Annotated in this window: 26 protein-coding genes; 14 read left to right on the top strand and 12 right to left on the bottom strand. The window is 64.1% G+C overall.

Annotated features, from left to right (window positions below; translation table 11 throughout):
• Positions 1-43: 43 nt before the first annotated feature.
• Genes AAC640_RS05370 through AAC640_RS05350 form a run of 5 tightly spaced genes read right to left on the bottom strand, consistent with a single transcriptional unit; the run spans position 44 to position 3,810 of the window.
• Complete coding sequence (locus tag AAC640_RS05370) at positions 44-1,258, bottom strand: DUF1624 domain-containing protein (RefSeq protein ID WP_340265074.1); 1,215 nt, start codon at positions 1,256-1,258, stop codon at positions 44-46.
• 21 nt (positions 1,259-1,279) lie between these two features.
• Positions 1,280-1,897 carry a hypothetical protein gene (locus AAC640_RS05365; protein WP_340265073.1) on the bottom strand — a complete coding sequence of 206 codons (618 nt, stop codon included), beginning with the start codon at positions 1,895-1,897 and terminating at the stop codon, positions 1,280-1,282.
• A gap of 1 nt (position 1,898) precedes the next feature.
• A complete protein-coding gene (locus AAC640_RS05360) occupies positions 1,899-2,627 on the bottom strand; it encodes a HupE/UreJ family protein (protein ID WP_459113008.1) in 729 nt (242 codons plus the stop codon).
• Between the two features lie 8 nt (positions 2,628-2,635).
• Entirely contained in the window at positions 2,636-3,031 is a 396-nt protein-coding gene (locus tag AAC640_RS05355; RefSeq protein ID WP_340265072.1) for a hypothetical protein, read from the bottom strand.
• Between the two features lie 35 nt (positions 3,032-3,066).
• Positions 3,067-3,810 carry a DUF4198 domain-containing protein gene (locus AAC640_RS05350; RefSeq protein WP_340265071.1) on the bottom strand — a complete coding sequence of 248 codons (744 nt, stop codon included), beginning with the start codon at positions 3,808-3,810 and terminating at the stop codon, positions 3,067-3,069.
• A 238-nt stretch (positions 3,811-4,048) separates the two neighbouring features.
• Between AAC640_RS05350 and AAC640_RS05345 the strand changes: the two genes are divergently transcribed.
• The 5 genes from AAC640_RS05345 to AAC640_RS05325 all read left to right on the top strand — a co-directional run bounded on the left by AAC640_RS05345 (position 4,049) and on the right by AAC640_RS05325 (position 9,013).
• The gene (locus AAC640_RS05345; protein WP_340265070.1) at positions 4,049-4,234 is read left to right on the top strand and encodes a DUF1328 domain-containing protein; all 186 of its coding nucleotides are present in this window, start codon (positions 4,049-4,051) and stop codon (positions 4,232-4,234) included.
• A 4-nt stretch (positions 4,235-4,238) separates the two neighbouring features.
• Complete coding sequence (locus AAC640_RS05340; RefSeq protein WP_340265069.1) at positions 4,239-4,445, top strand: DUF5818 domain-containing protein; 207 nt, start codon at positions 4,239-4,241, stop codon at positions 4,443-4,445.
• 694 nt (positions 4,446-5,139) lie between these two features.
• Positions 5,140-7,809, top strand: a complete 2,670-nt coding sequence (gene acnA / locus AAC640_RS05335) for an aconitate hydratase AcnA (RefSeq protein ID WP_340265068.1) — start codon at positions 5,140-5,142, stop codon at positions 7,807-7,809.
• 157 nt (positions 7,810-7,966) lie between these two features.
• Positions 7,967-8,239, top strand: coding sequence for a CBU_0592 family membrane protein (locus AAC640_RS05330; RefSeq protein WP_422794957.1), 273 nt, complete (start codon positions 7,967-7,969; stop codon positions 8,237-8,239).
• 72 nt (positions 8,240-8,311) lie between these two features.
• Positions 8,312-9,013, top strand: a complete 702-nt coding sequence (locus AAC640_RS05325) for a glutamine amidotransferase (RefSeq protein ID WP_340265067.1) — start codon at positions 8,312-8,314, stop codon at positions 9,011-9,013.
• A 4-nt stretch (positions 9,014-9,017) separates the two neighbouring features.
• Here AAC640_RS05325 and AAC640_RS05320 read toward each other — a convergent pair whose 3' ends face one another.
• Positions 9,018-9,674, bottom strand: a complete 657-nt coding sequence (locus AAC640_RS05320) for a glutathione S-transferase (protein ID WP_340265066.1) — start codon at positions 9,672-9,674, stop codon at positions 9,018-9,020.
• A 122-nt stretch (positions 9,675-9,796) separates the two neighbouring features.
• Here AAC640_RS05320 and AAC640_RS05315 point away from each other — a divergent pair, with 122 nt between their 5' ends.
• Entirely contained in the window at positions 9,797-11,020 is a 1,224-nt protein-coding gene (locus AAC640_RS05315; protein WP_340265065.1) for a polyhydroxyalkanoate depolymerase, read from the top strand.
• 26 nt (positions 11,021-11,046) lie between these two features.
• Here the strand turns inward: AAC640_RS05315 and AAC640_RS05310 are convergent, their stop codons facing one another.
• The 5 genes from AAC640_RS05310 to AAC640_RS05290 form a co-directional block, all read right to left on the bottom strand.
• On the bottom strand, positions 11,047-11,409 hold the full coding sequence (locus AAC640_RS05310) for a YbaN family protein (RefSeq protein WP_340265064.1): 363 nt from the start codon (positions 11,407-11,409) through the stop codon (positions 11,047-11,049).
• Positions 11,406-12,710, bottom strand: coding sequence for a sensor histidine kinase (locus AAC640_RS05305; protein ID WP_340265349.1), 1,305 nt, complete (start codon positions 12,708-12,710; stop codon positions 11,406-11,408). Before AAC640_RS05305 ends, AAC640_RS05310 begins: the two co-directional genes overlap by 4 nt.
• Before the next feature lie 162 nt (positions 12,711-12,872).
• Positions 12,873-13,538 carry a response regulator transcription factor gene (locus tag AAC640_RS05300; RefSeq protein WP_340265063.1) on the bottom strand — a complete coding sequence of 222 codons (666 nt, stop codon included), beginning with the start codon at positions 13,536-13,538 and terminating at the stop codon, positions 12,873-12,875.
• Positions 13,539-13,575: 37 nt separating this feature from the next.
• Complete coding sequence (locus AAC640_RS05295; protein ID WP_422794956.1) at positions 13,576-13,887, bottom strand: hypothetical protein; 312 nt, start codon at positions 13,885-13,887, stop codon at positions 13,576-13,578.
• 48 nt (positions 13,888-13,935) lie between these two features.
• Positions 13,936-14,664 (bottom strand): SIMPL domain-containing protein, encoded by a 729-nt coding sequence (locus AAC640_RS05290; RefSeq protein ID WP_340265062.1) that lies wholly within the window; start codon positions 14,662-14,664, stop codon positions 13,936-13,938.
• A 144-nt stretch (positions 14,665-14,808) separates the two neighbouring features.
• On the opposite strand from AAC640_RS05290, the gene AAC640_RS05285 reads away from it, so the two are divergent.
• From AAC640_RS05285 to AAC640_RS05270, 4 genes are all read left to right on the top strand, one after another.
• Positions 14,809-16,587 carry an ABC-F family ATP-binding cassette domain-containing protein gene (locus tag AAC640_RS05285; protein ID WP_340265061.1) on the top strand — a complete coding sequence of 593 codons (1,779 nt, stop codon included), beginning with the start codon at positions 14,809-14,811 and terminating at the stop codon, positions 16,585-16,587.
• A 23-nt stretch (positions 16,588-16,610) separates the two neighbouring features.
• The gene (locus AAC640_RS05280) at positions 16,611-17,339 is read left to right on the top strand and encodes a VIT1/CCC1 transporter family protein (RefSeq protein ID WP_340265060.1); all 729 of its coding nucleotides are present in this window, start codon (positions 16,611-16,613) and stop codon (positions 17,337-17,339) included.
• 43 nt (positions 17,340-17,382) lie between these two features.
• A complete protein-coding gene (locus AAC640_RS05275) occupies positions 17,383-17,928 on the top strand; it encodes a glutathione peroxidase (protein WP_340265059.1) in 546 nt (181 codons plus the stop codon).
• A gap of 209 nt (positions 17,929-18,137) precedes the next feature.
• Positions 18,138-18,800 carry a trimeric intracellular cation channel family protein gene (locus AAC640_RS05270; RefSeq protein WP_340265058.1) on the top strand — a complete coding sequence of 221 codons (663 nt, stop codon included), beginning with the start codon at positions 18,138-18,140 and terminating at the stop codon, positions 18,798-18,800.
• A gap of 52 nt (positions 18,801-18,852) precedes the next feature.
• On the opposite strand, the gene sppA is transcribed toward AAC640_RS05270, so the two are convergent.
• Positions 18,853-20,736 (bottom strand): signal peptide peptidase SppA, encoded by a 1,884-nt coding sequence (gene sppA / locus AAC640_RS05265; protein WP_340265057.1) that lies wholly within the window; start codon positions 20,734-20,736, stop codon positions 18,853-18,855.
• A gap of 154 nt (positions 20,737-20,890) precedes the next feature.
• On the opposite strand from sppA, the gene gpmA reads away from it, so the two are divergent.
• The 4 genes from gpmA to AAC640_RS05245 all read left to right on the top strand — a co-directional run bounded on the left by gpmA (position 20,891) and on the right by AAC640_RS05245 (position 23,783).
• Positions 20,891-21,577 (top strand): 2,3-diphosphoglycerate-dependent phosphoglycerate mutase, encoded by a 687-nt coding sequence (gpmA, locus tag AAC640_RS05260; protein WP_340265056.1) that lies wholly within the window; start codon positions 20,891-20,893, stop codon positions 21,575-21,577.
• A gap of 142 nt (positions 21,578-21,719) precedes the next feature.
• Positions 21,720-22,214 (top strand): 5-(carboxyamino)imidazole ribonucleotide mutase, encoded by a 495-nt coding sequence (gene purE, locus AAC640_RS05255; protein ID WP_340265055.1) that lies wholly within the window; start codon positions 21,720-21,722, stop codon positions 22,212-22,214.
• Between the two features lies 1 nt (position 22,215).
• Entirely contained in the window at positions 22,216-23,286 is a 1,071-nt protein-coding gene (locus AAC640_RS05250) for a 5-(carboxyamino)imidazole ribonucleotide synthase (protein WP_340265054.1), read from the top strand.
• The gene (locus AAC640_RS05245; RefSeq protein WP_340265053.1) at positions 23,283-23,783 is read left to right on the top strand and encodes a dihydrofolate reductase; all 501 of its coding nucleotides are present in this window, start codon (positions 23,283-23,285) and stop codon (positions 23,781-23,783) included. The genes AAC640_RS05250 and AAC640_RS05245 overlap by 4 nt, the downstream gene beginning before the upstream one ends.
• The last annotated feature ends 23 nt before the right edge of the window (positions 23,784-23,806 follow it).

The following is a 23,806-nucleotide window of genomic DNA, read 5'->3' as shown; positions in this document are numbered from 1 at the left end:
GCCTTCGGGAGGAAGGCGGCCGCAGTTGGGCAGGATTGTTACGTCAGAGATATTTCAGCCACCAAATATCCTTCCGCCGCTGCTTGAGCCGCGCGAACCAGCGGGTCGGGAAATAGAGGATGGGGATCAGGATGAAGACCCAGATCCATACCCAGCGTAGATGATCGACGCCGAACACCGTACCCTTGGTGGGGCCGTAGAGGGCGAGCGCGACATTGTAGATGACCTTGAGTGTATAGAGGTGCAGCACATAGTAGAACATCGGCGCGCCGCCCAGCATGGCGAGGTGGGGCATGACCTTGCTGTCCTGATAGCTTTCGAACAGGGCAAGAAGCAGGCAGCCCGCGCCGATCGTCGGCATGAGGAACAGCAGCGACGGGGGATATTTGGTGAGCGCCAGGAAGCTCATCACCGTCCGCAACGGCGTTTCCCCGTAGAACCAGGGCTTGTCGCCATAGATGTTGAGGTAGCGGATCAGGACAAAGCCGATGACAAGACCAAGGCCCAGCATGGTCAGCCGCCGGATCCGCCGTTCCGGATCGCTGCCCCGCGCGAACCACGGCCCGCACGCATAGCCCAGCAGGATCACCCCGATCCATGGGAGCACGGGATAGGTGGTCTTGAATGCCATGCCGGCGATCTCGAACTTGTCCCGCTGGTGCAGGATCGCCCAGGGAATGAAGAAGGGCGAATCCGAAGTCAGCCGGATCGGATCGAGCAGATTGTGCAGGCAGACAATGGCCAGGCCGAGCGCGAACTGTGCCGGGCGGGGAAGATGGATGAGGCCGGCGAGGCAGATCATGCTGAGGCCGATGGTCCAGATCACCTGCATCCAGAATGTCGCCGGGGGAAAGCTGTTCGCCTGGGTCGGCCACGCATAGCAGACGACGGTGAATTCCAGGATCAGCAGGAACAGTCCGCGCTTGAAGAGGAATTCCGACACTTGCGATTTGCTGTGCGACTGGCCGTAGAGCCATGCGGACAGGCCCGTCAGCGCAACGAAGGTCGGCGCGCAGAAGGTCGACAGCAGCCGGGTGAAGAACAGGCCGGGATCCGTCGTGGTCGCGTTGACGGGGTCGGTCACCTGCAAGTGCAGGAACCATGTCTCGCGGACATGGTCGACCAGCATGAAGAGCATGACGAGCCCGCGCAGCGCGTCGATGGCGATCAGGCGAGTGCGCGCTTTGGCGGCGTCCACCGGGAATGTTGGGGAGGCCCTAAGGCCGATGGAGGGCGCTTGGCCCGCAATGCTGCTCATGGCACCTGTCCTTTAACTCTCTTACTCAGGCTTGGGCTGGAAGAGATCTTTGTAGAAGCCGACGGTCTTCACCGAGACGGTCACGGGCGTGTCGCCCTTGTTACGGAAATACCAGCCGTGGATGCCGGCGAAGGGAGCGGTGAAGTCACCCTGGCCGCCGCTGGTCGCCAACTCCTTCCAATAGTCGGTGAAGGCGTCGTCGGCGGCGTTCAGTTCCTCGCCGTGCATTTCCGCCTTGATCGGGCCGGTCGAGCGCCAGCGGAAGACGAAGCTGTCGCCCTTTTCCATATGGGCCTTGACCTCCTGCCCGCTGTGCGGGGGCAGGGTGATGGCCAGCGCGTCCTGGCGCCAGGGCGTGGTCTTTGCGATCGTCGCCCTGCTGGGCGTGGCAAGCATCGCCGCGTCGAGGGCGGGGCTGGAAGCGGGAGCGGCCTGGCCGGTCTTGCCCGCCACCATGCCGGTCAGGCCCAGCGCCGTGCCGACGCCGGTCGGGTCGATGCCATATTCAGCCGGGAGCACGAACAGCGTCAGGATTGCCGCGGCGGCGGCGAAAGCGCCTGCGGTCGCCTTGGCGAGTGTCGAGGGCAAGGGTGAAATCCGCGTGGGATACGGCAGGTCGGAAATGGTCTGCGCGGTCATGTCAGGCCCCTTGAGTGAAATAGCCGGCCAGTTGGTAGCCGACCAGGACAAAGCCGGCGGTCATCAGCGCCGCGTTGGCGAGGATGGCGCTGCGACGAAAGCTCCCGCTCATGCGCCACAGGTTCATCACCAGCAGGATGACGGTGAGTGCCATGAACTGGCCCATTTCAACGCCGACGTTGAAGCTGACGAGGTTGGGGATCATCCCGTCCTTGGCGAGCGTCAGTTCCTGCAATTTGGTCGCAAGGCCGAAACCATGAAAGAAACCGAAAATCAGAACGGCGGCCTTCGGGTTGGGCGAAATACCGAACCATGTTCGAAAACCATCGAGATTGTCGATTGCCTTATAGACCACCGACAGGCCGATGATTGCGTCGATCAGGAACGGGTTGGCGCGAATGTCGAAGGCGACGCCCAGCAGCAGCGTGGTGCTGTGACCGATCGCGAACAGCGTCACATAGGCGCCGACATCCTTCAGCCGATAGAGGAAGAAGATGACCCCGGCGAGGAAGAGCAGGTGGTCATAGCCCGTGACCATGTGCTTGGCGCCCAGATACATATAAGGGATGATGTTGACGCCCGACGCACCTTCGATGAAGGCCTTGTCATTCTCGTTGACGCCATGCGCCCAAAGCGGTGCGCTCACGAGTGCGATCATCAGAGCCGGGAGCAGCAGCGCGACCCGCCGCATGCCGGGGGAGAGGGGCGGAGCGGGGGAGGCGCTGTACATGGCTGGCCTTACTTCGTCTGGAAGGTGGCGAAGGCCTTGGCGCCGCTCTTGTCCACCAGCGCGACGACAATCTTCGCGCCCTTGGCAGCCTTGAAGCCCGGGGCGGAGAGCTTGTTGCCGCCCATGGCCTTGAGCGTGGCGCCGCTCTTCTTGCCAGCGGCCGTCTGGGTCAGCTTGCCGGTAAAGCCGGCGGCAGGAATGGGCTCGTCCTCCTCGCTCACATAGACGTCGACGCCCTTGGGCGTCGTGACCAGTTCGACGAGCGTTTCACCCGACATCTGCACCAGCCCGCCATGTTGCGGCTTCATGCTGCCATGCGCCGCCGCGATGGAGGGCAGGGCAAGCAGGGCCAGGGCGGCGCCGGCGAGCGCAAGGCGGCCGCTGCGGAAAAGGTCAGTGTTCATGGAAATGCATCCTTGTCGATAAGGGAGGGGGGGGATCATTCCGGCGCGTGCGGCAGGACGAACGACAGCGAGGCGCGATATTCCTCATGGTCGACCTTCTTGTCCGTGGTCTGACCCACATAGATGGCCATCAGCACGTTGATGCCCTGGTTGCGCAGCTTGACGGTCGCGGTGCCGTCGGCGGCGGTCTTCACCGGACTGGCCTCGTCGGGATCATTGACATAATCCTGCATGACCGTCGCGCCGGCGACCGGCTTGCCCTTGTAATAGACGCGCACCTTCATCGGCTCGCCCATCTTCTGGGGAATGGGCAGGTCGGCGGGCACCAGTTGGAGCGTGTGCCCTTCCATCAGGGGCACGGGTTTTGTCGGCATCTGCGTCAGGTGGACGGCATATTTGAAATTGTGCTCGGCCAGCGTTGCCGTGGGCACGACATCACGCCCGGCATTGTGCCATTCGCCGTCCGGCGTCTTGCTCCAATAGCCATAATCCATCACGGCCGCGACGGCGGCGACGGGTTCGTCGCTGTCGACCACGGGAATCGCGCCGGCTGGACGCAGCGACACGGCGACAGGCGCCCAATCACAGTCATAGCCGGTCACGGCCTTGATCATCGGCAGGCGCTTGACGGCGTCGAGATCGTCGGCGCCCACGCCATAGATAAGGGCCAGTTGCCGGGCGCGCTGGGCGAACCAGATGCCGTGGGCGCTCAGTGGCGCGGCGGCGGCGAGCAGGGTTCCGGTGCAAAGGGCGGCGGTCATCAGGCGGGTCAATTTCACTGGCGCGCTCCTGTGGGACAAAATGTCCTCTTGAGCAGACAGGCTATGACGCCGACTGGTCGATTGATGCCGAATTGCGCCCGCGGCAAAGCAGATTGTGTCAAATAATCGTCATGAAAGAGAGCAGGTGGCTGCCCTGTCCCGGGGATTCCTTGGGCGCGGAGCAGCAGCGGTCGCCGGAACTGGGTCTGCGGTCATCCGTTTAGAGACTATCTCAAATATCTCAGAGGATTGCCTCATGATCCGACTTGCCATTATCTCGCTCGTCATCGCCGCCGTGCTCGCCATCCTGGGCTTTGGCGGGGCGGCCGGTACTTTCGTCGGCATTGCCAAGATCCTGTTCTTCCTCGCGATCGCGCTGTTCGCCGTCTTCCTGGTGCTCGGCCTGATTGCTGGCAAGGGGATCAAGAACGCGATAGATTGACGCTATGCATGACGAAATCGGCGCCGGAGTGGATGAAACCGGCCGGCTGATACGCGACGATGCCGGTTTTCTGCTCCAGCGCGATCTTGGCGGCACCTATCGACTGGTTATGCTGCGCGTGCCGGTCGACCATGTCGAAAAGCGCGTGCGCATCCAGGGCTATCACGCCGGCGGTGGCGTGGTGGAAGTCGAAGGTGTCGCCGCCGCCTGAGCAGGCCCCTGCGGCAGCGATAATGTCAGGCTATGGCCGGCCCGCCCTGCTCGAATGGCAGAGTCGGCGCGTGGGTGTGAACAAAGCGGGCGCAAGCGCCCACGCCACGGTTGTTTTCCAGTGGCAAGGCGGTTTCACAGTAGGCGCATTCGGCCATCAAACGACCGACGATCCACTGACTGCGACCGCAACTGGGGCAATGATTGGATTCCCCCATATGATAGTGGATTATATAACCCCTTAGAGCCGGGTCGAAAGACTTGCCGGCAGCGAGGCCTGAAACTGGGCGCATCGTCTCTTCCTCCTCAGACATATATTCTAGGCATCGGGCGTAAAACGGAAATTTCCGAACCGAATTGATGCAATGAACACACAGTCAGAGCGTGCGACCCGCTTCGATCTGATGGTAGCCCGCTCCTTCAACCAGAACGCGGCTTGGGAACAATGTATCCCCTGCCGATCAGCCACGTCTACAAGAAAGATTGTCGGACCGTCCCATTTCGCGCCTTCGCATTGACTCAAGGCGCGCAAGCGCTATGGCGGCGCGCATCAAGGGACATACCCGCTTCGGCCATGGGTTGGGGCGCATTCCCGCCACCTTGCCGTCCGGTCTCGTTCGCCGTCCGGCGAGCCTCTGGTGGAATACGTCATCCTCCTCCCCATGGTGGGGCCACTGCGAGGAGACGCACGACTCATGACCGCCATCGGACAGGACACACTCGGCACGCGCGACATCTTGAAGGTCGGGGGCAAGGACATTGCCTATTATTCGCTGAAGAAGGCCGCCGCGAAGCTGGGCGATGTGTCGCGCCTGCCCTTCTCGATGAAGGTGCTGCTGGAAAACCTGCTCCGTTTCGAGGATGGCGTCACCGTCACCACCGACGACATCAAGGCGATCGTCGACTGGCAGAATGACAAGGGCAAGGCAGAGCGGGAAATCCAGTATCGCCCCGCGCGCGTGCTGATGCAGGACTTCACCGGCGTACCCTGCGTCGTCGACCTTGCCGCCATGCGCGACGCGATGACCGCGCTGGGCGCGGACGCCAGCAAGATCAATCCGCAGGTCCCTGTCCACCTTGTCATCGACCATTCGGTCATGGTCGACGAGTTCGGTACGCCCAAGGCGTTCGAGCAGAATGTGGAAATCGAATATCAGCGCAATATGGAACGCTACGACTTCCTCAAGTGGGGTTCCAAGTCGCTCGCCAACTTCTACGCCGTGCCGCCGGGCACCGGCATCTGCCATCAGGTGAACCTGGAAAATATCGCGCAGGCGGTATGGTCCAGCGAAGGCCCCGACGGCGTGACCGTCGCCTATCCCGACACCTGCGTCGGCACGGACAGCCACACCACCATGATCAACGGCCTGGGCGTCCTTGGCTGGGGCGTGGGCGGCATCGAAGCTGAAGCCGCGATGCTGGGTCAGCCGGTTTCCATGCTCATCCCCGAGGTCGTGGGCTTCAAGCTGATCGGCGAACTGAAGGAAGGCGTTACGGCCACTGACCTGGTGCTGACCGCTACGCAGATGCTGCGCGCCAAGGGCGTGGTCGGCCGCTTCGTCGAATATTTCGGTCCCGGCCTTGCCAGCCTGTCGCTCGCCGACCGCGCGACGCTCGCCAACATGGCGCCGGAATATGGCGCGACCTGCGGTTTCTTCGGCATCGACGACAAGACGCTGGACTATATGCGCCTGACCGGCCGGACCGACGAAAATATCGCGCTGGTGGAAGCCTATGCCAAGGAGCAGGGCTTCTGGATCGACCCGAATGCCGATCTCGTCTTCACCGACACGCTGGAACTGGACCTCGCCACGGTCGTCCCCAGCCTTGCCGGCCCCAAGCGCCCGCAGGACCGCGTGTCGCTGCCGGAAGTCGACGACGTGTTCAACGCCGACATGGCGAACGTCTACAAGAAAGCGCAGCAGCGCGTTCCGGTCGAGGGCAAGGATTTCGACATTGGCGACGGCGATGTCACGATCGCCGCGATCACCAGCTGCACCAACACGTCGAATCCCGGCGTCCTGGTCGCCGCCGGCCTCGTCGCCAAGAAGGCGAATGAGCTGGGCCTGAAGCCCAAGCCCTGGGTCAAGACCTCGCTCGCGCCCGGCAGCCAGGTCGTCACCGACTATCTGGAAAAGGCCGGCCTGCAGTCGCATCTCGACGCCATCGGCTTCAACCTGGTCGGTTATGGCTGCACGACCTGCATCGGCAACTCGGGTCCGCTCGCCGAGCCGATCAGCAAGGCGATCAACGACAACGGCCTGGTCGCCGCCGCCGTGATCTCGGGCAACCGCAACTTCGAAGGCCGCGTGTCGCCTGACGTGCGCGCCAACTTCCTGGCCTCGCCGCCGCTGGTCGTCGCCTATGCGCTCAAGGGCACGGTGATCGAAGATTTCATCACCACGCCGATCGGCCAGGGCAAGGACGGCAATGACGTCTATCTCAAGGACATCTGGCCGACCAATGACGAAGTCGCCACCACCATGGCCGGCTGCATGGACCGCGCGATGTTCCAGGCACGCTACGCCAATGTCTACAAGGGCGACGCGCACTGGCAGGCGATCGACGTCACGGGTTCCGACACCTACGCCTGGCGCGCGGGCTCGACCTACGTCGCCAATCCGCCCTATTTCGAAGGGCTGACCATGACCCCCAAGCCGGTCACCGACATCATCGAGGCCAAGCCGCTCGCCATCTTCGGCGACTCGATCACCACCGACCACATCTCGCCGGCCGGGTCGATCAAGGCGACCTCGCCCGCCGGCAAGTGGCTGAGCGAGCATCAGGTCGCACAGGCCGACTATAACAGCTACGGCGCGCGTCGCGGTCATCATGAAGTCATGATGCGCGGCACCTTCGCCAATATCCGCATCAAGAACCTGATGCTGGACGGCGTCGAAGGTGGCATGACCCGTTATGAAGGCGACGTCATGCCGATCTATGACGCGGCGATGAAGCACAAGGCCGACGGCACGCCGCTGGTCGTCATCGGCGGCAAGGAATATGGCACCGGATCGTCGCGCGACTGGGCGGCCAAGGGCACCAACCTGCTGGGCGTTCGCGCCGTGATCGTCGAAAGCTTCGAGCGCATCCACCGCTCGAATCTGGTCGGCATGGGCGTGCTCCCGCTGCAGTTCAAGAATGGCGAGAGCAAGGACACGTTCGGCTTCACCGGCGATGAAAGCTTCACCATCCAGAATGTTGCCGGTCTGAAGCCCCGCCAGGACGTGGACGTGATCGTGACGCGCGCCGACGGCTCGACCTTCACCTTCACCGCGCTCTGCCGCATCGATACCGTCAACGAACTGGACTACTTCCTGAACGGCGGCATCCTGCAATATGTGCTGCGCAAGCTGGCTGCCTGACGGCGGCTTGAGCTGTTGAACAAGGGAAGGGGCTCTCTCTGTCAGGAGGGGGCCCTTTTTTCATGCAGTTGACGGTGACGTGACGAGGCATCGTTCGTCCGCCTCGGCCGAAACAGAGCCGAAGGCGAGAGCGGCTCGCCGAATCGGGAGCATATCAGTGGCAGGGGGTGGCGTGGTCCTGTTGATCGAAATCATTGGCTGGCTGGGCGCCATTCTGGTGCTCGGCGCCTATATCCTGGTGTCGAGCGGCCGGCTGTCCGGCGGTTCCGCGGTCTTCCAGTCGATGAATGTGCTGGGTTCGGGCCTTTTCGTGCTGAACACATGGTGGCACGGCGCCATTCCGTCGATGGTGCTGAATATCGTGTGGAGCGGCGTCGGCCTCGCGGCGCTGTGGCGCATTCGTCAGACCCGCAAGGGCCGGGCAGGATAGGCAGGATATCGCCCGTCCAAGAAACGCTGGGGTAGCGACAGCGACGATGATTGGCTACCGATGGTCGCAGCAATGAAGAAAGCGCTAATCGTCCGTCATGTGCCGCGGGAGGGAGCCGCGGGGTTCCTTCGGCCGATCGAGGCGGCTGGCTATGTGATCGAAAGGATCGACGTCGCCAGTCCGGATTTCGACCATGTTGACCTCTGCACGCCCGACCTGTTGATCATGATGGGCGGGCCGATGGGCGTATATGAACATGACGCCCATCCGTGGATCCCGGTTCAGATCGGTAAGCTCGCCGCCCGGCTGGAACAGGACCTTCCCACGCTGGGCGTCTGTCTGGGCAGCCAGATGATCGCGGCTGCGCTGGGCGCCCGGGTCTATCCCGGCCACGTGGTGGAACTGGGCTTCGCGCCGGTGACGCTGAATGGAGCGGGTGCGGATTCTCCGCTGCGCCATTTGCGCGACGTGCCGGTGCTACACTGGCACAGCGATACGTTCGACCTGCCTCGTGGCGTCGATCTGCTGGCGTCGAGTTCGGCTTATGACCATCAGGCATTCCGGCGCGGGCGCAATCTGCTGGCGCTCCAGTTTCATGCGGAAATGGGCGAGGACCCGCGCTTTGAAGACTGGCTGGCCCATTTCTGGGCGGATCTCGACCTCGCCCGGCAGTGCGGCATAGCCCTGCGCCGGGACCATGATGAACATGGCCCGCGTGCGGTGGCAGCCGGGCGGGCGATGATTGCCGAGTGGCTCGATAATCTGCGCGCCTGACGCGTCAGAATTCGATGTCCAGCTCCTCGACCTCGTCCGCTTCCTTGCGAGCCTCGTCAATCCACTCGCGCATCAGGTCCCAGCTGTTGATGGTCTCGCAATAGGCCGCTGCCGGGGGTGAGAGTTTCACCGCATAGGTCAGGAAGCGCTGGGCGACCGGTGCGAACATGGCGTCGGCGACAGTCGGATCCTCGCCGAACAGCCACGGCCCGCCATAATCCTGCAAACATTCCGTCCAGATCGCCTCGACTCGCTCGATGTCCGGCTTCGCGCCCGAAAATATCGGGAATTTCTCATGCCGTACCTTTAGGTTCATCGGCAGCGCGGATCGCAGGTTGGCGAAGCCGGAATGGATTTCACCCGATACCGATCGGCAATGTGCCCGGGCGATGCGGTCCTTGGGATACATGCCCGCATTGGGATAAAGTTCGTGCAGATATTCGGCGATGGCCAGCGTGTCCCATACGCTGGCGCCCTCATGCGTCAGCCGGGGCACCAGCACCGACGGCGTCAACAGCAGCAATTCCGCCCGATTTTCCAGATTTTCCAGCGCGATCATCTTTTCCACGATCCGCAGGCCAGCGAGGCGGCACAGCAGCCATCCCCGCAGCGACCAGGAAGAATAGGTTTTACTGGAGATAGTTAGCTCAGCGACCGCCATGGCATTCCTCCCTGAGGCTCTTAACTTCCATTAAATTTGATGCGGTGCAATAGGTAAAACCGGTATACGAATGTCCAACACCGAATCGCATGGCGGGAACATTTTGGGGCGCACTTCATAGTATGAATATGTTGTATAGCGGATATCAAGCCTTCGACGACATGCTGGCTCCTGCTCGACTTGGCGCTCAGATGGCTCTGAACATGCGGGATCGTATCGGTCCGGTGGCTGACTGGCCGATGTCCCGGCGGATGTTTGCCCTCATGGACGTGTTTCAGGGCGCCAAACTGACGCATAAGCGGCCGGATTATAACATAAATCAGGTGCGCTGCGGGAACGCGCTGGTTGCGGTGCGAGAGGAAGTGCTGCTGGATCTGCCGTTCGGCAACCTTCTGCACTTCGCCAAGGACGATGTCGAAACCGAACAGCCGCGCGTGTTGCTGGTGGCCCCGATGTCGGGCCATTTCTCGACCCTGCTGCGCAGCACGGTGCAGACGCTGCTGCGCGACCATGACGTCTATATCACCGACTGGAAGAATGCGCGCGATGTGCCGCTGGCCGATGGCCGGTTCGGCTTCGATGATTATATCGACTATGTGATCACCTTTCTGCAGGATATGGGGCCGGGTGCGCACATCCTGTCGGTCTGCCAGCCCTGCGTGCCGGCCTTCGCGGCGGTGGCGCTGATGGCGGAAGATGGAGATCCCGCAACCCCCCGATCGATGACGCTGATGGGCGGTCCCATCGATCCCAATGCCGCGCCGACGGTGGTCAACGACCTTTCCAGCGAGCGGCCCGTCGACTGGTTCGAACGCAATCTGATCACGGGGGTGCCAATGCGCTATCGCGGTGCTGGGCGCCGCGTCTATCCCGGCTTCCTGCAACTGTCCGCCTTCATGTCCATGAACCTTGAGCGTCATGGCGCCCAGCATCGTGAGCTGTATCAGCTGCTGGCGGACGGCAAGGACGACGAGGCGGAAAAGATCAAAAGCTTCTATAATGAATATTTCGCCGTCCTGGACATGACGGCGGAATTCTATCTTGAAACCGTGGATCGGGTATTCCAGCGCACCTTGCTGGCGAAGGGCGAATTGACCCATCGGGGCAGGCTGGTCAATCCCGGCGCGATCCGCAGCACCGCGCTGCTGACGGTCGAAGGGGAGCGGGACGATATCTGTGCGGTAGGTCAGACGGCTGCGGCCCATTCGCTCTGTACCGGCCTTCGCCCCCACCTCAAGCGTCATCACCTTCAGATCGGCGCGGGTCATTATGGCGTCTTTTCCGGTCGCAAATGGGAGAAGGAGGTTTTCCCCCAGGTCCGCAACATGATCCTGGCGATGAACTGACGCTTCGCCTGGCGGACTTGGGCCGGTCAGGGTCCTTCGTCTTCCGGCCGGGTCCAGATCCATGTGCCGCCGATCACCGCTGCCGCCAGCGCGATCAGCGACCAGGGCAGGCGCGACAGAAACATTGCCAGCAGCGCGCTGAACGCGAAGGCGGCGAGCGCCGCCTTCTTCCCACGGCGGCTGATCACGCCTTTCTGTCTCCAGCGCCGGATATGCGGGCCGAAATGGCGGTGATCGATCAGTCGGGCTGCCAACGCCGGGTTCGATCGAGCGAAGCAGAAGGCCGCCAGGATCACGAACGGCACGGTTGGTAGCAGTGGAAGGACGATGCCGAGCGCTCCAAGGCCGAGGGCGCCATAACCGCCGGCAAGATAAACCAGCCGCATCAAGCCGTAGGAAGGCGCAGTCGTACCAGCAGGCCGCCCAAATCCTCGCTTTCTTCCATTCCGACCGACCCGCCATAGATTTCGGCGACGTCGCGCACGATAGCCAGACCAAGTCCCGTTCCCGGCTTGCCCGAATCGAGCCGTACGCCCCGATCGAAAATGCGGGTGCGTTCCGCCTCGGGAATGCCCCGGCCGTCGTCTTCTACCCATATCTCGACTATGCGGCCGTTCTGCCTTACCGTCGCGAACACGCTGCCGCCGCCATATTTGGCTGCGTTTTCGATCAGGTTGCCGAGCATTTCGTCAAGGTCCTGTCGTTCGACGCGGACCGAGGCGCTCTTGTCGCCGTCCATGTCGATCCGCACGTCGGGATAAAGGCGTTGTACCGCGCGCTCCACCGCCTCCAGGCTCTGCCACACATCGGCCCGGCTTTGCGCCGCTCCGCGCCGCCCGACAGCGCGCGCCCGGGCGAGGTGGTGATCGACTTGTCGCCGCATCGTGGTCGCCTCGCGGATCACTGTGTCTCCCAGATCGGGCGCTTTCGCGGTCGCGGCATTCATGATGACGGTCAGCGGCGTCTTGAGCGCGTGAGCCAGGTTGCCCGCATGGGTGCGCGCCTCTTCGGCCTGTCGCTCATTATGGGCGAGCAGGGCGTTCAGTTCTTCCACCATCGCAATGACTTCCGAGGGCATGGGATCGGTCACGCGGTTCTTTTCCCCCGCGCGCATCCGCACGATTTCCTTGCGTACCCGCCGGAGCGGGCGCAGGCCGTAGAGCGTCTGGAGCGTCGTGAGGACAATCAAGCCCAGCGCCAGCAGCGCGAAGCTCTTGGTCAAAGTGGAGCGCAGCGTGGTGATCTGGGCATCAAGGCCAGAGCGCGCCGCAGCCACCATGAACATCCAGCGCGTGCTCGATCCGGGCAGGATGATCGTCCGTTCCATGATGCGCAGGTCCTCATCGGGGAACTGCTTGCTGTCATAGACGTGGAAACCGCGATCCTGATGGTCGGGCGCTACCTTGAGCGCCCGGTCCCACAGCGACCGCGAGCGCCAGTCCTCATGTCCCTTGGCGCTGATCTGGTAATAAAGCCCGCTATTGGGCTCGAGGAATCGCTGGTCCGCGAGCGGGCGATTGAACAGCACTTCGCCGTCCGGGCCGATCTCGGCAGAGGCGATCATCGCCGTCAGGACATAATTGAGCCCGTCGTCGAAATTGCGCGTTACCGCGTCCGACAGCACCCGGTCGAGCGCCAGACCACCGCCCAGCAGCAACAGGCTGATCCACAGCGCCGCGATGCCGATCATGCGGCGGCTCAATGATCCGGTGGACCGGACCGAGGGGAGGGATGGGGTGGCCATGCCGTTCTATCCCTCGCCGTTCAGTTCGACCTTGTCGAGAAGCCTTCTCGACATCGCTTCCCGGAAAGCTCGAATCGGCGTGAACCGCGGGGATGGGGAAAGGGTATCTTACCGCCCCGGCTCGTCCAGGCTGTACCCCAGGCCGCGAATGGTCGTGATGACATCAGCGCCCAGCTTCTTGCGGATGCGCGTCACGAACACTTCGATGGTGTTGGAGTCGCGATCGAAATCCTGATCGTAGATATGTTCGATCAACTCGGTGCGGCTGACCACCTTGCCCTTGTGGTGCAACAGATAGGACAGCAGCTTATATTCCTGCGCCGTCAGCTTCACCGGCTCGCCCTTCAGCGTCACCTTGCCCGACCGCGTGTCCAGTCGCACGTCGCCGGCGGTCAGTTCGCTGGACGCGTTGCCCGACGCGCGGCGAATGAGCGCGCGCAGGCGGGCGATCAGTTCCTCGCTCTGGAACGGTTTGGCCAGATAGTCGTCGGCGCCAGCATCAAGGCCCGCGACCTTGTCCGACCAGCTATCGCGCGCGGTAAGCACCAGCACCGGAAAGCCGCGCCCTTCCTTGCGCCAGCGGTCAAGCACGGTAAGGCCGTCGATTGTGGGCAGTCCCAGATCCAGCACCACCGCGTCATAGCTTTCGGTTGCACCCAGAAAATGCCCGTCCTCGCCATCGGTGGCAAGATCTACGGCATAGCCCGCGCCCTCCAGCGTGTTGCGCAGCTGTTGTCCGAGGCTCGGTTCATCTTCGACGATCAGTAGACGCATATGCCCCGTTTTTCCTGTTGTTTTCGTGGCGCGCGGATTACCGCGCCCAGCCGGTTATATCACCTGTGCGCCCGTCCGCATCAACCCAAACGACCTTGCCGTCCTTCACATATTTCAGGCGATAGCGGTTGGAGGCCGGGTTGAATTCGGCGCCAAGATAGGTGGCGCCCCCCATGGCGGTATCGACCCGGCGCTTGATCAGCGAGAAGGGCATTGTCTCCCCGTCCAGCATCGCCCGCCGGGCGGCATCCTGCTCGCCGCGCTGCCCCGCATGAGTGGCGACAGGCGCGGCCAGCATCGCCGCAATGGCGCCAAGGCCGGCAATCAGGCTTTTCTGCGTCATCTTCATGGAGCCATGCCATAGGCTCCAAGCATTGAACAGGTGGTGAATGGCGCGTCACCGTTCCAGCGCATATTGCACGGTCAGATTGACCGACGAACCCACCTGTCCCGGCTCCACGGGCGTTGCGGCCTGCGCCGAATCCTTGAACCGGGCGGTCAGCATCGGCATGGGCGGATTGCCGCCGCTGCTGCTTTCCGCGATCGAAACGAGGCGAGCGGAACGGTAGCCCGCTGCCTGGGCATAATAGTCGGCCTGCGCCTTGGCGCTCGTCAAGGCTGCCGCGCGGGCCTGGGCCAGCATCGGCGAGGGATCGCTGATCGAAAAGGTCGGGCCGTTGATGTTGGTCGCGCCCGCTTCGACCATCGTGTCGAGCAGCGTGCCGACCTTCCTGATGTCGCGCAGTTTGACGCTCAGCTGGTTGGACGCTTCATAACCGATGAAGCGGGGGCCCGCCGGCTGGCCCGGACGGTCGCTATAATCATATTGGGCGGACAGGTTGATGCCGCTCGTCTGGATGTCCTTCTTTGGAATGCCGGCCTTGGCGAGCGCCGCGATCAGCGCATCCATCTTCGTCGCATTGTCGCGCATCGCCTGGGTGGCGGTAGGGGCGCGGGTCTGGACCCCGGTGCTGACCTGCGCCTGGTCGGGCGTTGCCTCCACCGTCTGGGTGACATTCAGCGTCACGACAGGCGCCGTTTCCGCGATGGTCACACTGGTTTGCGCGATCGCGGCGGCCGGCAGTGCCGTGGCGGCGAGCGCCATCAGGGCGAGTGCGGACTTCATGAGGCTTGTCTCCTTGGAAATGCTGCGCGTGCCTGTTTGTAACGGCAGCGATGAATGGTTGCTGACATGCGTTGAAAGCCTTGTGACAGCTTGTGGTTCCCACGGCCCTTGCCCCGACGCGCCGGAACAACTAGCTGCACCGCCATGGCCGCACCCATCCTGTCCTTCGAAGATCTTGGCCTCAGCCAGGGCACCCATTGGCTTTTCCGTCATCTCGACATTTTCGTCGGCGAGCGGGATCGGCTGGCGCTGATCGGTCGCAACGGCGCGGGCAAGACGACGCTGCTGAAGCTCATCGCCGGACTGATCGAGCCGGACGAAGGCACGCGGTCGGTTCGCCCGGGGGCAAGGGTCATCATGCTGGAGCAGGACCCCGACGTCGCCGGCTTCGCCACGCTGCGCGATTTCGCGCTGGCGGGCGATTTCGCGCCCCCCGCCCATGAGGTAGAGGCGATCGCCAGCCAGCTTGGCACCGACCTTGGCCGCGATGCTGCCACAGCCTCGGGCGGCGAGCGGCGCCGCGCCGCCATCGCCCGTGCCCTGGCGAGCCAGCCCGACCTCTTGCTGCTCGACGAGCCGACTAACCATCTGGACATCGACGCGATCGACTGGCTGGAAGGATGGCTCGGCCGCTATGCCGGCGCCTTCATCGTCATCAGCCACGATCGCGCCTTCCTCACCCGCCTGACGCGCCAGACGCTGTGGCTGGACCGCGGCGGCATCCGTCGCAACGAGATCGGCTTCGGCGGCTTCGAAGAGTGGATGGAAGCGGTCTATGCCGAGGAGTCCCGCGCCGCCGAAAAGCTGGACGCCAAGCTCAAGATCGAGGCGCACTGGCTTGAACGTGGCGTCACCGCCCGGCGCAAGCGCAACCAGGGTAGGCTGTCCAAACTCTGGGAAATGCGGGCCCAGCGCGCCGCGATGGTCGGGCCGCAGGGGGTGGCGAAGATTGCCGTTGCCGCCGACGACAGCAAGACCAGGAGCGTCATCGCCGCCGAACAGGTGACAAAGCAGTTCGGTGACCGCGCGGTCATCAAGGACTTTTCCCTGCGCATCCAGCGCGGCGACCGAATCGGTATCGTCGGCGGCAATGGTGCGGGCAAGACGACGCTGCTGAAGCTGCTCACCGGCGAACTCGCGCCCGACAGCGGTCAGGTTCGGCAGGCCAAGTCGCTGGACATGATCTTCATCGACCAGCAGCGCAGCCTCATGCAGCCGGACAAGCGGGTGCGCGACGTGCTGGCCGAGGGCGGCGACTGGATCGACGTGCGGGGCACGCGCAAGCATGTCCATGGCTATCTGAAGGAATTCCTGTTCGATCCCTCGCTGGCCGAGGCGCGGGTCGGGACGCTGTCGGGCGGCGAGCGGTCGCGGCTGCTGTTCGCGCGCGAATTCGCACGCGAATCGAACCTGCTGGTGCTGGACGAGCCGACCAACGACCTTGACCTCGAAACGCTCGACCTGCTGCAGGAGGTGATCGCCGACTATGACGGCACCGTTCTGATCGTCAGCCACGACCGCGATTTTCTCGACCGCACGGTCACGGTGACGCTGGGTCTTGACGGGTCGGGCACGATCGACGTCATCGTGGGCGGCTATGCCGACTGGGTCGCCAAGCGCCAGCCCAGGAACGCGCCCAGGGTGGAAAAGAAGACCGCCGCCGCGCCGCCGCCCAGAAGCGCGTCGACCAAGCTCAGCTACAAGGATCAGCGCGATCTTGACCTGCTGCCAGGCCTGATCGAGGAGATCGAGGCGGCGATAGCCCGGGATGAAGCCGTGCTGTCCGACTCCGGCCTCTACAGCCGCGATCCCCAGAGGTTCGACGCTCTGACCAAGGCGATCGAAAAAGCGCGCGCCGAAAAGGACGCCGCCGAGGAACGCTGGCTGGAGCTTGCGGAAAAGGCCGAAGGTCTGGCAAGCTAGATTGCCAACAGGGGAAAAGGCGCATGGAACAGTCTGCCGCGATGGGGGACAGCGACATCATCGATGGCCATCATGCCGTCCATTACGTCAACCGGGTCGGCTGGCTGCGCGCGGCCGTGCTGGGCGCCAATGACGGCATCGTGTCGACCGCCAGCCTGCTGACCGGCATAGCCGCGTCGGGCGCCTCTCGCGACACCATCCTCCTGTCGGGCATAGCCGCGCTGTTCGCCGGCGCCATGTCCATGGCTGCCGGGGAATATGTGTCCGTCAGCGCCCAGTCGGATACAGAGCGGGCTGACCTTGCCAAGGAAAGGAAGGCGCTCCACCAGCAACCGGAGGTCGAATGGCAGGAACTGCGCGACATCTATGTCGATCGTGGCCTGTCGGTTGATCTTGCCGGGCAGGTGGCGAGGCAGCTGATGGATGCCGACGCGCTCGCCGCCCACGCCCGCGACGAATTGGGCATTTCCGAGGTCAGCACCGCGCGGCCGATACAGGCGGCGCTGACATCGGCCGCCACTTTTTCTGCCGGCGCCTTTGCGCCCGTCCTCGCGGCGGTGGCCAGTCCGGGATCGAGCGCTATTATCGCGGTCGTCCTGACCTCCCTGCTGTGTCTGGCGCTGCTCGGATATGCCGGAGCGAAGCTTGGAGGCGGCGGCACGGCCCGGTCAATCGGCCGCGTCCTTTTCTGGGGCGTTCTCGCGATGGTGATCACGGCGGGCGCGGGCAGGCTTTTCGGCGCGGCGATATGATGGCAAGGTCCGCGCCGACCATCCCCTTAAACAGGAACCGATCATGACCGATATTCAAAATATCCCGCTCAAGACCATCAAGGGTTCCGATTCCAGCCTCGCCGATTATGCCGGCAAGGTGGTGCTGGCGGTCAACGTGGCGTCGAAATGCGGCCTCACTCCGCAATATGAGGGGCTGGAAAAGCTTTACGGCGACTATAAGGACAAGGGGCTGGTAGTCGCCGGCTTCCCCGCCAATGATTTCGGCGCGCAGGAGCCGGGCAGCAATGACGAAATCGCGAATTTCTGCACCACCAATTTCGGTGTGGACTTCCCGATGTTTGAAAAGATCGTCGTGACCGGCCCCGAAAAGCATCCGCTTTACGCCGCGCTCACCAGCGCCCAGCCCAAAGCCCAGGGGGAGGGCGATGCCTTTCGGGAAAAGCTCAAGGGCTATGGTATGACCCCGACCGAGGCACCGGAAGTGCTCTGGAATTTTGAGAAGTTCGTGATCGCCAAGGACGGTACGGTCGCCGCCCGCTTCGCCCCCGACACCACCCCGGACGACCCGGCGCTGATCTCCGCGATCGAGGCCGAACTCGCCAGGTAACATGGCAATGACGGGCGCGCAGGGCCGGGGCGGCTGCTCGCGACCGCGTGGCCGCTGACTGGCTCGATCGCGCGCTGCCGCCAATGATGGGCAGGGAAAGGGCAGCGGCCGGACGAGGCCGTACAAATGCCGCGCCCGACTCTGCCTGGACGCACCCTGCCTAGGGAGGATCTTCTGCCCCCGGCTCCCTCCAGATCGGCGCTACCAGCATGCTTTCATCGCCCCACGCCTTTCCGGCCCAGATCGGCCCCGTGCTTGAAACGCTGGGCATCGTCGGGACATTCGTCTTTGCCGCGTCGGGGGCGTTGGCCGCGGCACGGCTGCGGCAGACGCTGGTCACCTTCGCCTTCTTCGCGCTGGTGACAGGGGTGGGGGGAGGCACGGTGCGCGACCTGCTGATCGGCGCGCCGGTGTTCTGGGTCCATGATCCGATGCCGGCCATGGCGTGCATGGTAGCCGCGCTGCTGGTCTGGTTCACGCCGCGCCGGCTCTGGAGTGACCGCGCGCTGGACTGGCTCGATGCGGTGGGGCTGGCTGCGTTCGCCGCTTTCGGCGCGGCCAAGGCGCTGAGCTACGATATCCCGCCTTTCACGGCAGCCCTCATGGGCGTCGTGACCGGCTGCGTCGGCGGCATCATGCGTGACCTGCTGGCACACGAGCCCTCCATCCTGTTGCGGCCCGAACTCTACGTAACCGCCGCCGCCCTCGCCTCCGGCCTGTTCGTCCTGCTGCGCTGGTGGGGGCTGGATGTGCCAACTGCCGGCGTGATCGCGGCGCTGCTGGGATTTGCGCTGCGCGCGGTGGCGATCTGGCGGGGATTGGGTTTGCCGGAATATGACGGAGCGGGACGTCCGCGACCCGATGATAGGTGAACGGGTTCAACCATGTCGCCCGTATCGGCTATTGGCGGAACCCGCCGCTCCTTTATCTGAGCAATCCCGCCAGCATCGCCATCAGGCCGTGCTCGTCCGCCCTGGTCGACGCGCGCGGCGCGCCATAGCCCCGGCATTCCAGGCAGTCGGCGCGCACGCCGGCGTTGCCCAACATCGCCCGGACGTCCGCCACCGCCTGTAGTGCCCAGCGGCGCTGAATCATGGCCTGCCGGCTCAGCATGTCGCGGGGCGCGTCGGCGTCGTCATCCTTTCGGTCGGCCAGCGACTGGATGAACTCGACGAACTTGTCCGGTTCCTTCTCGATCCTGTAGGCTCTGGCCTTCGCGGGATCGATCTTCGCCCGACGGGCCGATTCGGCGATCGCATCCTCCAATCCGCCGAAACGATCCACCAGCCCGATCTGGCGCGCCGTGCCGCCGTCCCATACCCGGCCCTGCGCGACGGCATCGACCTGCTGCGGCGTCTTGTGCCGCGCCTTGGCGACCAGGCCGATAAAGCGGCCATACATGTCCTCGACGCCCATCTGCATGATGCGGTCGAATTCGGGCGTGGTGCCGCCGAAGATGTCGGGCTGGCCGGAGAGGGGCGTGGTGCGCACGCCATCGGTGGTGATGCCCAGCTTGGCCAGCGTCCCTTCGAAGCTCGGCAGGATGCCGAACACGCCTATCGATCCGGTGATGGTGTCAGGCTCGGCGAAGATCATGTCGGCGGGCGTGGAGACCCAGTAGCCGCCGCTCGCCGCGACATTGCCCATCGACACGACCACCGGCAGACCTTCCGACTTGGCCTCCATGATCGCCTGGCGGATTTTTTCCGATGCCATCACCGATCCGCCCGGCGAATCGACACGCACGACCAGCGCCTTCAGGTCGCGTTCGGCCAGCGCCTTGTAGAGCAGCGAAGAAATCGTGTCGCCCGCGGCCTTGCCCGGCCCGCCTTCGCCATCGACGATTTCTCCGGCGATGGTGATGACGCCGATCTGCCCCCTGTTTGCCGGCTTGTGGGCTTTGACATAGGTGGCAAGGTCGATCGTCGCGAAGTCGCCGGCCCGGTCATCGGATGAATCGCCGGCCACCTTGGCCACCCGCTCGCCAAAGGCCGCCTCGTCCCCCAGATGGTCGACCAGGCCCGCGCTCATCGCCGCGCTGGCGAGATTGCCGCGGGTCGCGGTCGCCGCGCCTGCGGGGTCTTTCACATAGGCGGTCAGCCGCGCCTGCGGCCGGGCCTTGCCGACATCCTGCTGCCAGCGATCCCACAGGCTGTCCGCCAGCGCCTGGTTGGCCTGACGCGCCTCGGGCGACTGGTCGGACCGGATGAAGGGTTCGACGAAGCTCTTGTAGGTGCCGACCCGGTAGACATGGGTGTTGACGCCCAGCTTGTCGATCAGCCCCTTATAGTAGAGGCCCGAGCCGCCCCGGCCCAATATGGCGACGCCGCCCAGCGGGTCGAGCCAGGTTTCGCTGGCGTGCGCGGCGAGCTGGTAGCTGTCGTCGCTATAGATGGTGGCGAAGGCGAAGACCGGCTTTTTCGCTGCCCGCACCGCGTCCAGCGCCTTCCCGACGCGCGCAAGTGCCACTTGCCCGCCACCCAGGAAGCCGTCCAGGTTCAACACCACCGCCTTGACCTTGCCATCGTTCCGCGCTGCTTCGAGCGCGGCGACGATGTCCGACAGGCGATATTCCTTGGCCTCGGGACCCGAGCTGGTGAGCAGGCTCATCGGGTCGATCTCCGCGGGTTGTTCGACGATGGAGCCGTCCAGTTTCAGCAGCAGGGCGCCGCTGCTGACGGCGCGCGCGGGCCTGGGCGACCAGGACAGCGCCGCATAGAGCAGGCCGAAGAAGCCGATCAGGAACAGCAGGACCAGCCCGTCCTTGATCGTGACCAATATGCGCCACATCGCCTTTACAAATGCCAAGATGCCCGTTCCTTATCCGCTATGCTTTCGCGCTATCCGATCGCCGGACCGACTGCAATGTGGGGGGAAGGGCAGGGGACACAAGCTTGCGCCCGCGATTTCCCGCGTTATGGGAAGGCGCAAATCGTCCGCTCTTGCGCAGGAGACGCGTTTCATGCCCACCCTCGTTCTTATCCGTCACGGCCAGTCGGCCTGGAATCTGGAAAATCGCTTCACCGGCTGGTGGGATGTGGACGTGACCGAAAAGGGCGCGGAGGAAGCGCGCGAAGCAGGGCGGATGATGGCGCAAAAGGGTCTGGACTTCGACCAGTGCTTTACCTCCTTCCAGACCCGGGCGATCAAGACTCTGAACCTGGCGCTGGAGGAGATGGGCCGGCTATGGCTTCCGGTCGAAAAGGACTGGCGCCTGAATGAACGCCATTATGGTGGCCTCACCGGCCTCGACAAGGCGGAAACGGCGGCCAAGCATGGCGACGCGCAGGTCAAGATCTGGCGCCGCAGCTTCGACGTGCCGCCCCCGCCGCTGGAGGCGGGCAGCGAGTTCGATCTGTCAAAGGACCGCCGCTATGCCGGCATTGCCATTCCGTCGACCGAATCGCTCAAGGACACGATCGCGCGGGTATTGCCCTATTGGGAAAGCCGGATCGCGCCGGAGCTGAAGGCCGGCAAGCGGGTGCTCATCTCTGCCCACGGCAATTCGCTGCGCGCCCTGGTCAAGCATCTGTCGGGCATCCCCGACGACGAGATCACCGAGCTGGAAATTCCGACCGGCCAACCGATCGTCTATGAACTCGACGATGATCTGACGGCGAAGGACCGCTATTATCTTTCGGAGCGGTAAGCCTTTCCTTCCGAACGGTGTGGACCGTACGGAATGGATATTCGATCGTACATCCCGCATTGCCCCGCAGCGGTCCTGCCGCTAAGGGGCATTGCTTTCCGAGCGGCTTTTCAAGGCCGCGGGATCAGGGGAAGCAGGAAAAATGAGCGCCGCCAGTACAGCGCCCGCAGTCGGCATCATCATGGGGTCCCGGTCGGACTGGGATACGATGCGCAACGCCGCCGAAACCCTGGCTGCGCTGGGCGTACCGCATGAATGCAAGGTGGTGTCCGCCCATCGCACGCCGCAGCGTCTCTACGACTATGCGACAGGCGCGGTCGGGCGCGGGCTGAAAGTCATCATCGCCGGGGCGGGGGGCGCAGCGCATCTGCCGGGCATGGCCGCGTCGATGACCCGCCTGCCGGTGCTGGGCGTTCCGGTCGAATCCAAGGCGCTCAAGGGGATGGATTCGCTGCTGTCGATCGTCCAGATGCCCGGCGGGATTCCTGTGGGCACGCTTGCCATCGGCAAGCCGGGCGCGATCAACGCGGCGTTGCTCGCCGCCTCCATCCTCGCCACCAGCGACAGCGAACTGGCCGAGCGGCTCGACATGTGGCGCGAAAAGCAGACCAACGACGTAGCGGACACGCCCGAATAAGATGACGACCATTCCGCCCGGCTCCACCATCGGCATTCTCGGCGGCGGCCAGCTCGGCCGGATGATCGCCATCGCCGCCGCCCAGCTGGGCTACCGCACGCATATCTACGCCCCGGAAACGAGCGGCCCTGCCGCCGATGTGTCCCCGCGCTGGACGCAGGGCGCCTATGAGGATGGCGGGGCGCTCGCCGCTTTCGCCGACGGCGTCGATGTCGTCACCTACGAGTTCGAGAATATCGATCCCGCCGCCATCGAGGTGCTGGCCACCCACGGCCTTGTTCGCCCCGGCGCGCAGGCGCTGCGCGTGGCGCAGGACCGGATCGCGGAAAAGCGTTTCGTCTCTGATCTCGGCGGCCTCACCGCCCCTTTCGCGCCGGTCGAAAGCCTCGACGAGCTGGAAAGCGCGATTGAGCAGATCGGCAGTCGCGCCGTTCTCAAGACCAACCGCATGGGCTATGACGGCAAGGGGCAGGCGCGCCTGACCGAACCGGGCGATGCCGTGGGCGCCTGGAACGCCATCGGCCGGCAGAGCGCCATCCTGGAAGGCTTCGTGACCTTTGAGGAGGAGTTTTCCGTCATTCTGGTACGCGGGGTGGGCGGCGAGATCCGCTTCTGGGATTCGCCTGCCAATGTCCATGTCGACGGCATATTGTCGACCTCGACCGTGCCGGCCGGCGCCCTTATCCAGCGACAGGTGGACGCCGCGCGCACACTCGCGGCGCAGGTGGCGGCGGCGCTCGACTATGTCGGCGTGCTGACGCTGGAATTTTTCGCCAGCGCGGACGGGCCGGTTTTCAACGAAATGGCGCCGCGCGTTCACAATAGCGGGCACTGGACGATCGAAGGCGCCGTCACCAGCCAGTTCGAAAATCATGTCCGCGCCGTCTGCGGACTGCCGCTGGGCGAAACCTGTCTCGCGGCGGCGGGGGCGCGGATGCGCAACCTCATCGGCGCGCAGGCGAACGACTGGCAGGCGATCCTGTCGGACCCGGTCGAACATCTGCACCTTTATGGCAAGCATGAAGCGCGTCCGGGCCGCAAGATGGGTCATGTCACCCGCCTGACGCTGTGACCGCCGCGCCGGAGATTGTTCTGGTCCTCGCCCGCGCCGACAATGGCGTCATCGGCCGGGACGGGGGCCTGCCCTGGCGCCTGCCCGCGGACCTCAAACATTTCAAGGCGCTGACACTTGGCCATCCCATGGTGATGGGGCGCAAGACGTTCGACAGCCTGCCCGGCCTGCTCCCCCGCCGGCGCCATATCGTGCTGACCCGTGATCGCGAATGGCACGCATCGGGCGCGCAGGTCGCGCATGACGTAGAGGACGCCATCCGCATCGCCGACGCGCCGGCCGTCATGGTGATCGGCGGCGCGCAGATCTACGATCTTTTCCTGCCCCGCGCCGACCGCATCGAACTGACAGAAGTCCATATGGACGCTCAGGGCGATGCCGCGATCGCCTATCCCGACCCCGCCCGCTGGCGGGAAGTCGACCGGCAGGATCATGGCGCCGAGGACGGCTATCCCCCCTACAGCTTCGTCACCTTCCGTCCCCTATCCGCCCGGTGAAGCTGCATTGCCAGCGCCGGGGT

The organism is Sphingobium mellinum, from assembly GCF_037860795.1.
Lineage (GTDB): Bacteria > Pseudomonadota > Alphaproteobacteria > Sphingomonadales > Sphingomonadaceae > Sphingobium > Sphingobium mellinum.
The sequence above is the reverse complement of the archived record's forward strand: the minus strand, read 5'-3'. Positions and strand labels throughout refer to the sequence as shown.

What these genes read in the sequence shown, in the direction of transcription:
- AAC640_RS05370 (WP_340265074.1), bottom strand. Translation starts at nt 1,258, where the DNA reads ATGAGCAGCATTGCGGGCCAAGCGCCCTCCATCGGCCTTAGGGCCTCC.
- AAC640_RS05365 (WP_340265073.1), bottom strand. Translation starts at nt 1,897, where the DNA reads ATGACCGCGCAGACCATTTCCGACCTGCCGTATCCCACGCGGATTTCA.
- AAC640_RS05360 (WP_459113008.1), bottom strand. Translation starts at nt 2,627, where the DNA reads ATGTACAGCGCCTCCCCCGCTCCGCCCCTCTCCCCCGGCATGCGGCGG.
- AAC640_RS05355 (WP_340265072.1), bottom strand. Translation starts at nt 3,031, where the DNA reads ATGAACACTGACCTTTTCCGCAGCGGCCGCCTTGCGCTCGCCGGCGCC.
- AAC640_RS05345 (WP_340265070.1), top strand. Translation starts at nt 4,049, where the DNA reads ATGATCCGACTTGCCATTATCTCGCTCGTCATCGCCGCCGTGCTCGCC.
- AAC640_RS05340 (WP_340265069.1), top strand. Translation starts at nt 4,239, where the DNA reads ATGCATGACGAAATCGGCGCCGGAGTGGATGAAACCGGCCGGCTGATA.
- acnA (WP_340265068.1), top strand. Translation starts at nt 5,140, where the DNA reads ATGACCGCCATCGGACAGGACACACTCGGCACGCGCGACATCTTGAAG.
- AAC640_RS05325 (WP_340265067.1), top strand. Translation starts at nt 8,312, where the DNA reads ATGAAGAAAGCGCTAATCGTCCGTCATGTGCCGCGGGAGGGAGCCGCG.
- AAC640_RS05320 (WP_340265066.1), bottom strand. Translation starts at nt 9,674, where the DNA reads ATGGCGGTCGCTGAGCTAACTATCTCCAGTAAAACCTATTCTTCCTGG.
- AAC640_RS05315 (WP_340265065.1), top strand. Translation starts at nt 9,797, where the DNA reads ATGAATATGTTGTATAGCGGATATCAAGCCTTCGACGACATGCTGGCT.
- AAC640_RS05305 (WP_340265349.1), bottom strand. Translation starts at nt 12,710, where the DNA reads ATGATCGGCATCGCGGCGCTGTGGATCAGCCTGTTGCTGCTGGGCGGT.
- AAC640_RS05300 (WP_340265063.1), bottom strand. Translation starts at nt 13,538, where the DNA reads ATGCGTCTACTGATCGTCGAAGATGAACCGAGCCTCGGACAACAGCTG.
- AAC640_RS05295 (WP_422794956.1), bottom strand. Translation starts at nt 13,887, where the DNA reads ATGAAGATGACGCAGAAAAGCCTGATTGCCGGCCTTGGCGCCATTGCG.
- AAC640_RS05290 (WP_340265062.1), bottom strand. Translation starts at nt 14,664, where the DNA reads ATGAAGTCCGCACTCGCCCTGATGGCGCTCGCCGCCACGGCACTGCCG.
- AAC640_RS05285 (WP_340265061.1), top strand. Translation starts at nt 14,809, where the DNA reads ATGGCCGCACCCATCCTGTCCTTCGAAGATCTTGGCCTCAGCCAGGGC.
- AAC640_RS05280 (WP_340265060.1), top strand. Translation starts at nt 16,611, where the DNA reads ATGGAACAGTCTGCCGCGATGGGGGACAGCGACATCATCGATGGCCAT.
- AAC640_RS05275 (WP_340265059.1), top strand. Translation starts at nt 17,383, where the DNA reads ATGACCGATATTCAAAATATCCCGCTCAAGACCATCAAGGGTTCCGAT.
- AAC640_RS05270 (WP_340265058.1), top strand. Translation starts at nt 18,138, where the DNA reads ATGCTTTCATCGCCCCACGCCTTTCCGGCCCAGATCGGCCCCGTGCTT.
- gpmA (WP_340265056.1), top strand. Translation starts at nt 20,891, where the DNA reads ATGCCCACCCTCGTTCTTATCCGTCACGGCCAGTCGGCCTGGAATCTG.
- purE (WP_340265055.1), top strand. Translation starts at nt 21,720, where the DNA reads ATGAGCGCCGCCAGTACAGCGCCCGCAGTCGGCATCATCATGGGGTCC.
- AAC640_RS05250 (WP_340265054.1), top strand. Translation starts at nt 22,216, where the DNA reads ATGACGACCATTCCGCCCGGCTCCACCATCGGCATTCTCGGCGGCGGC.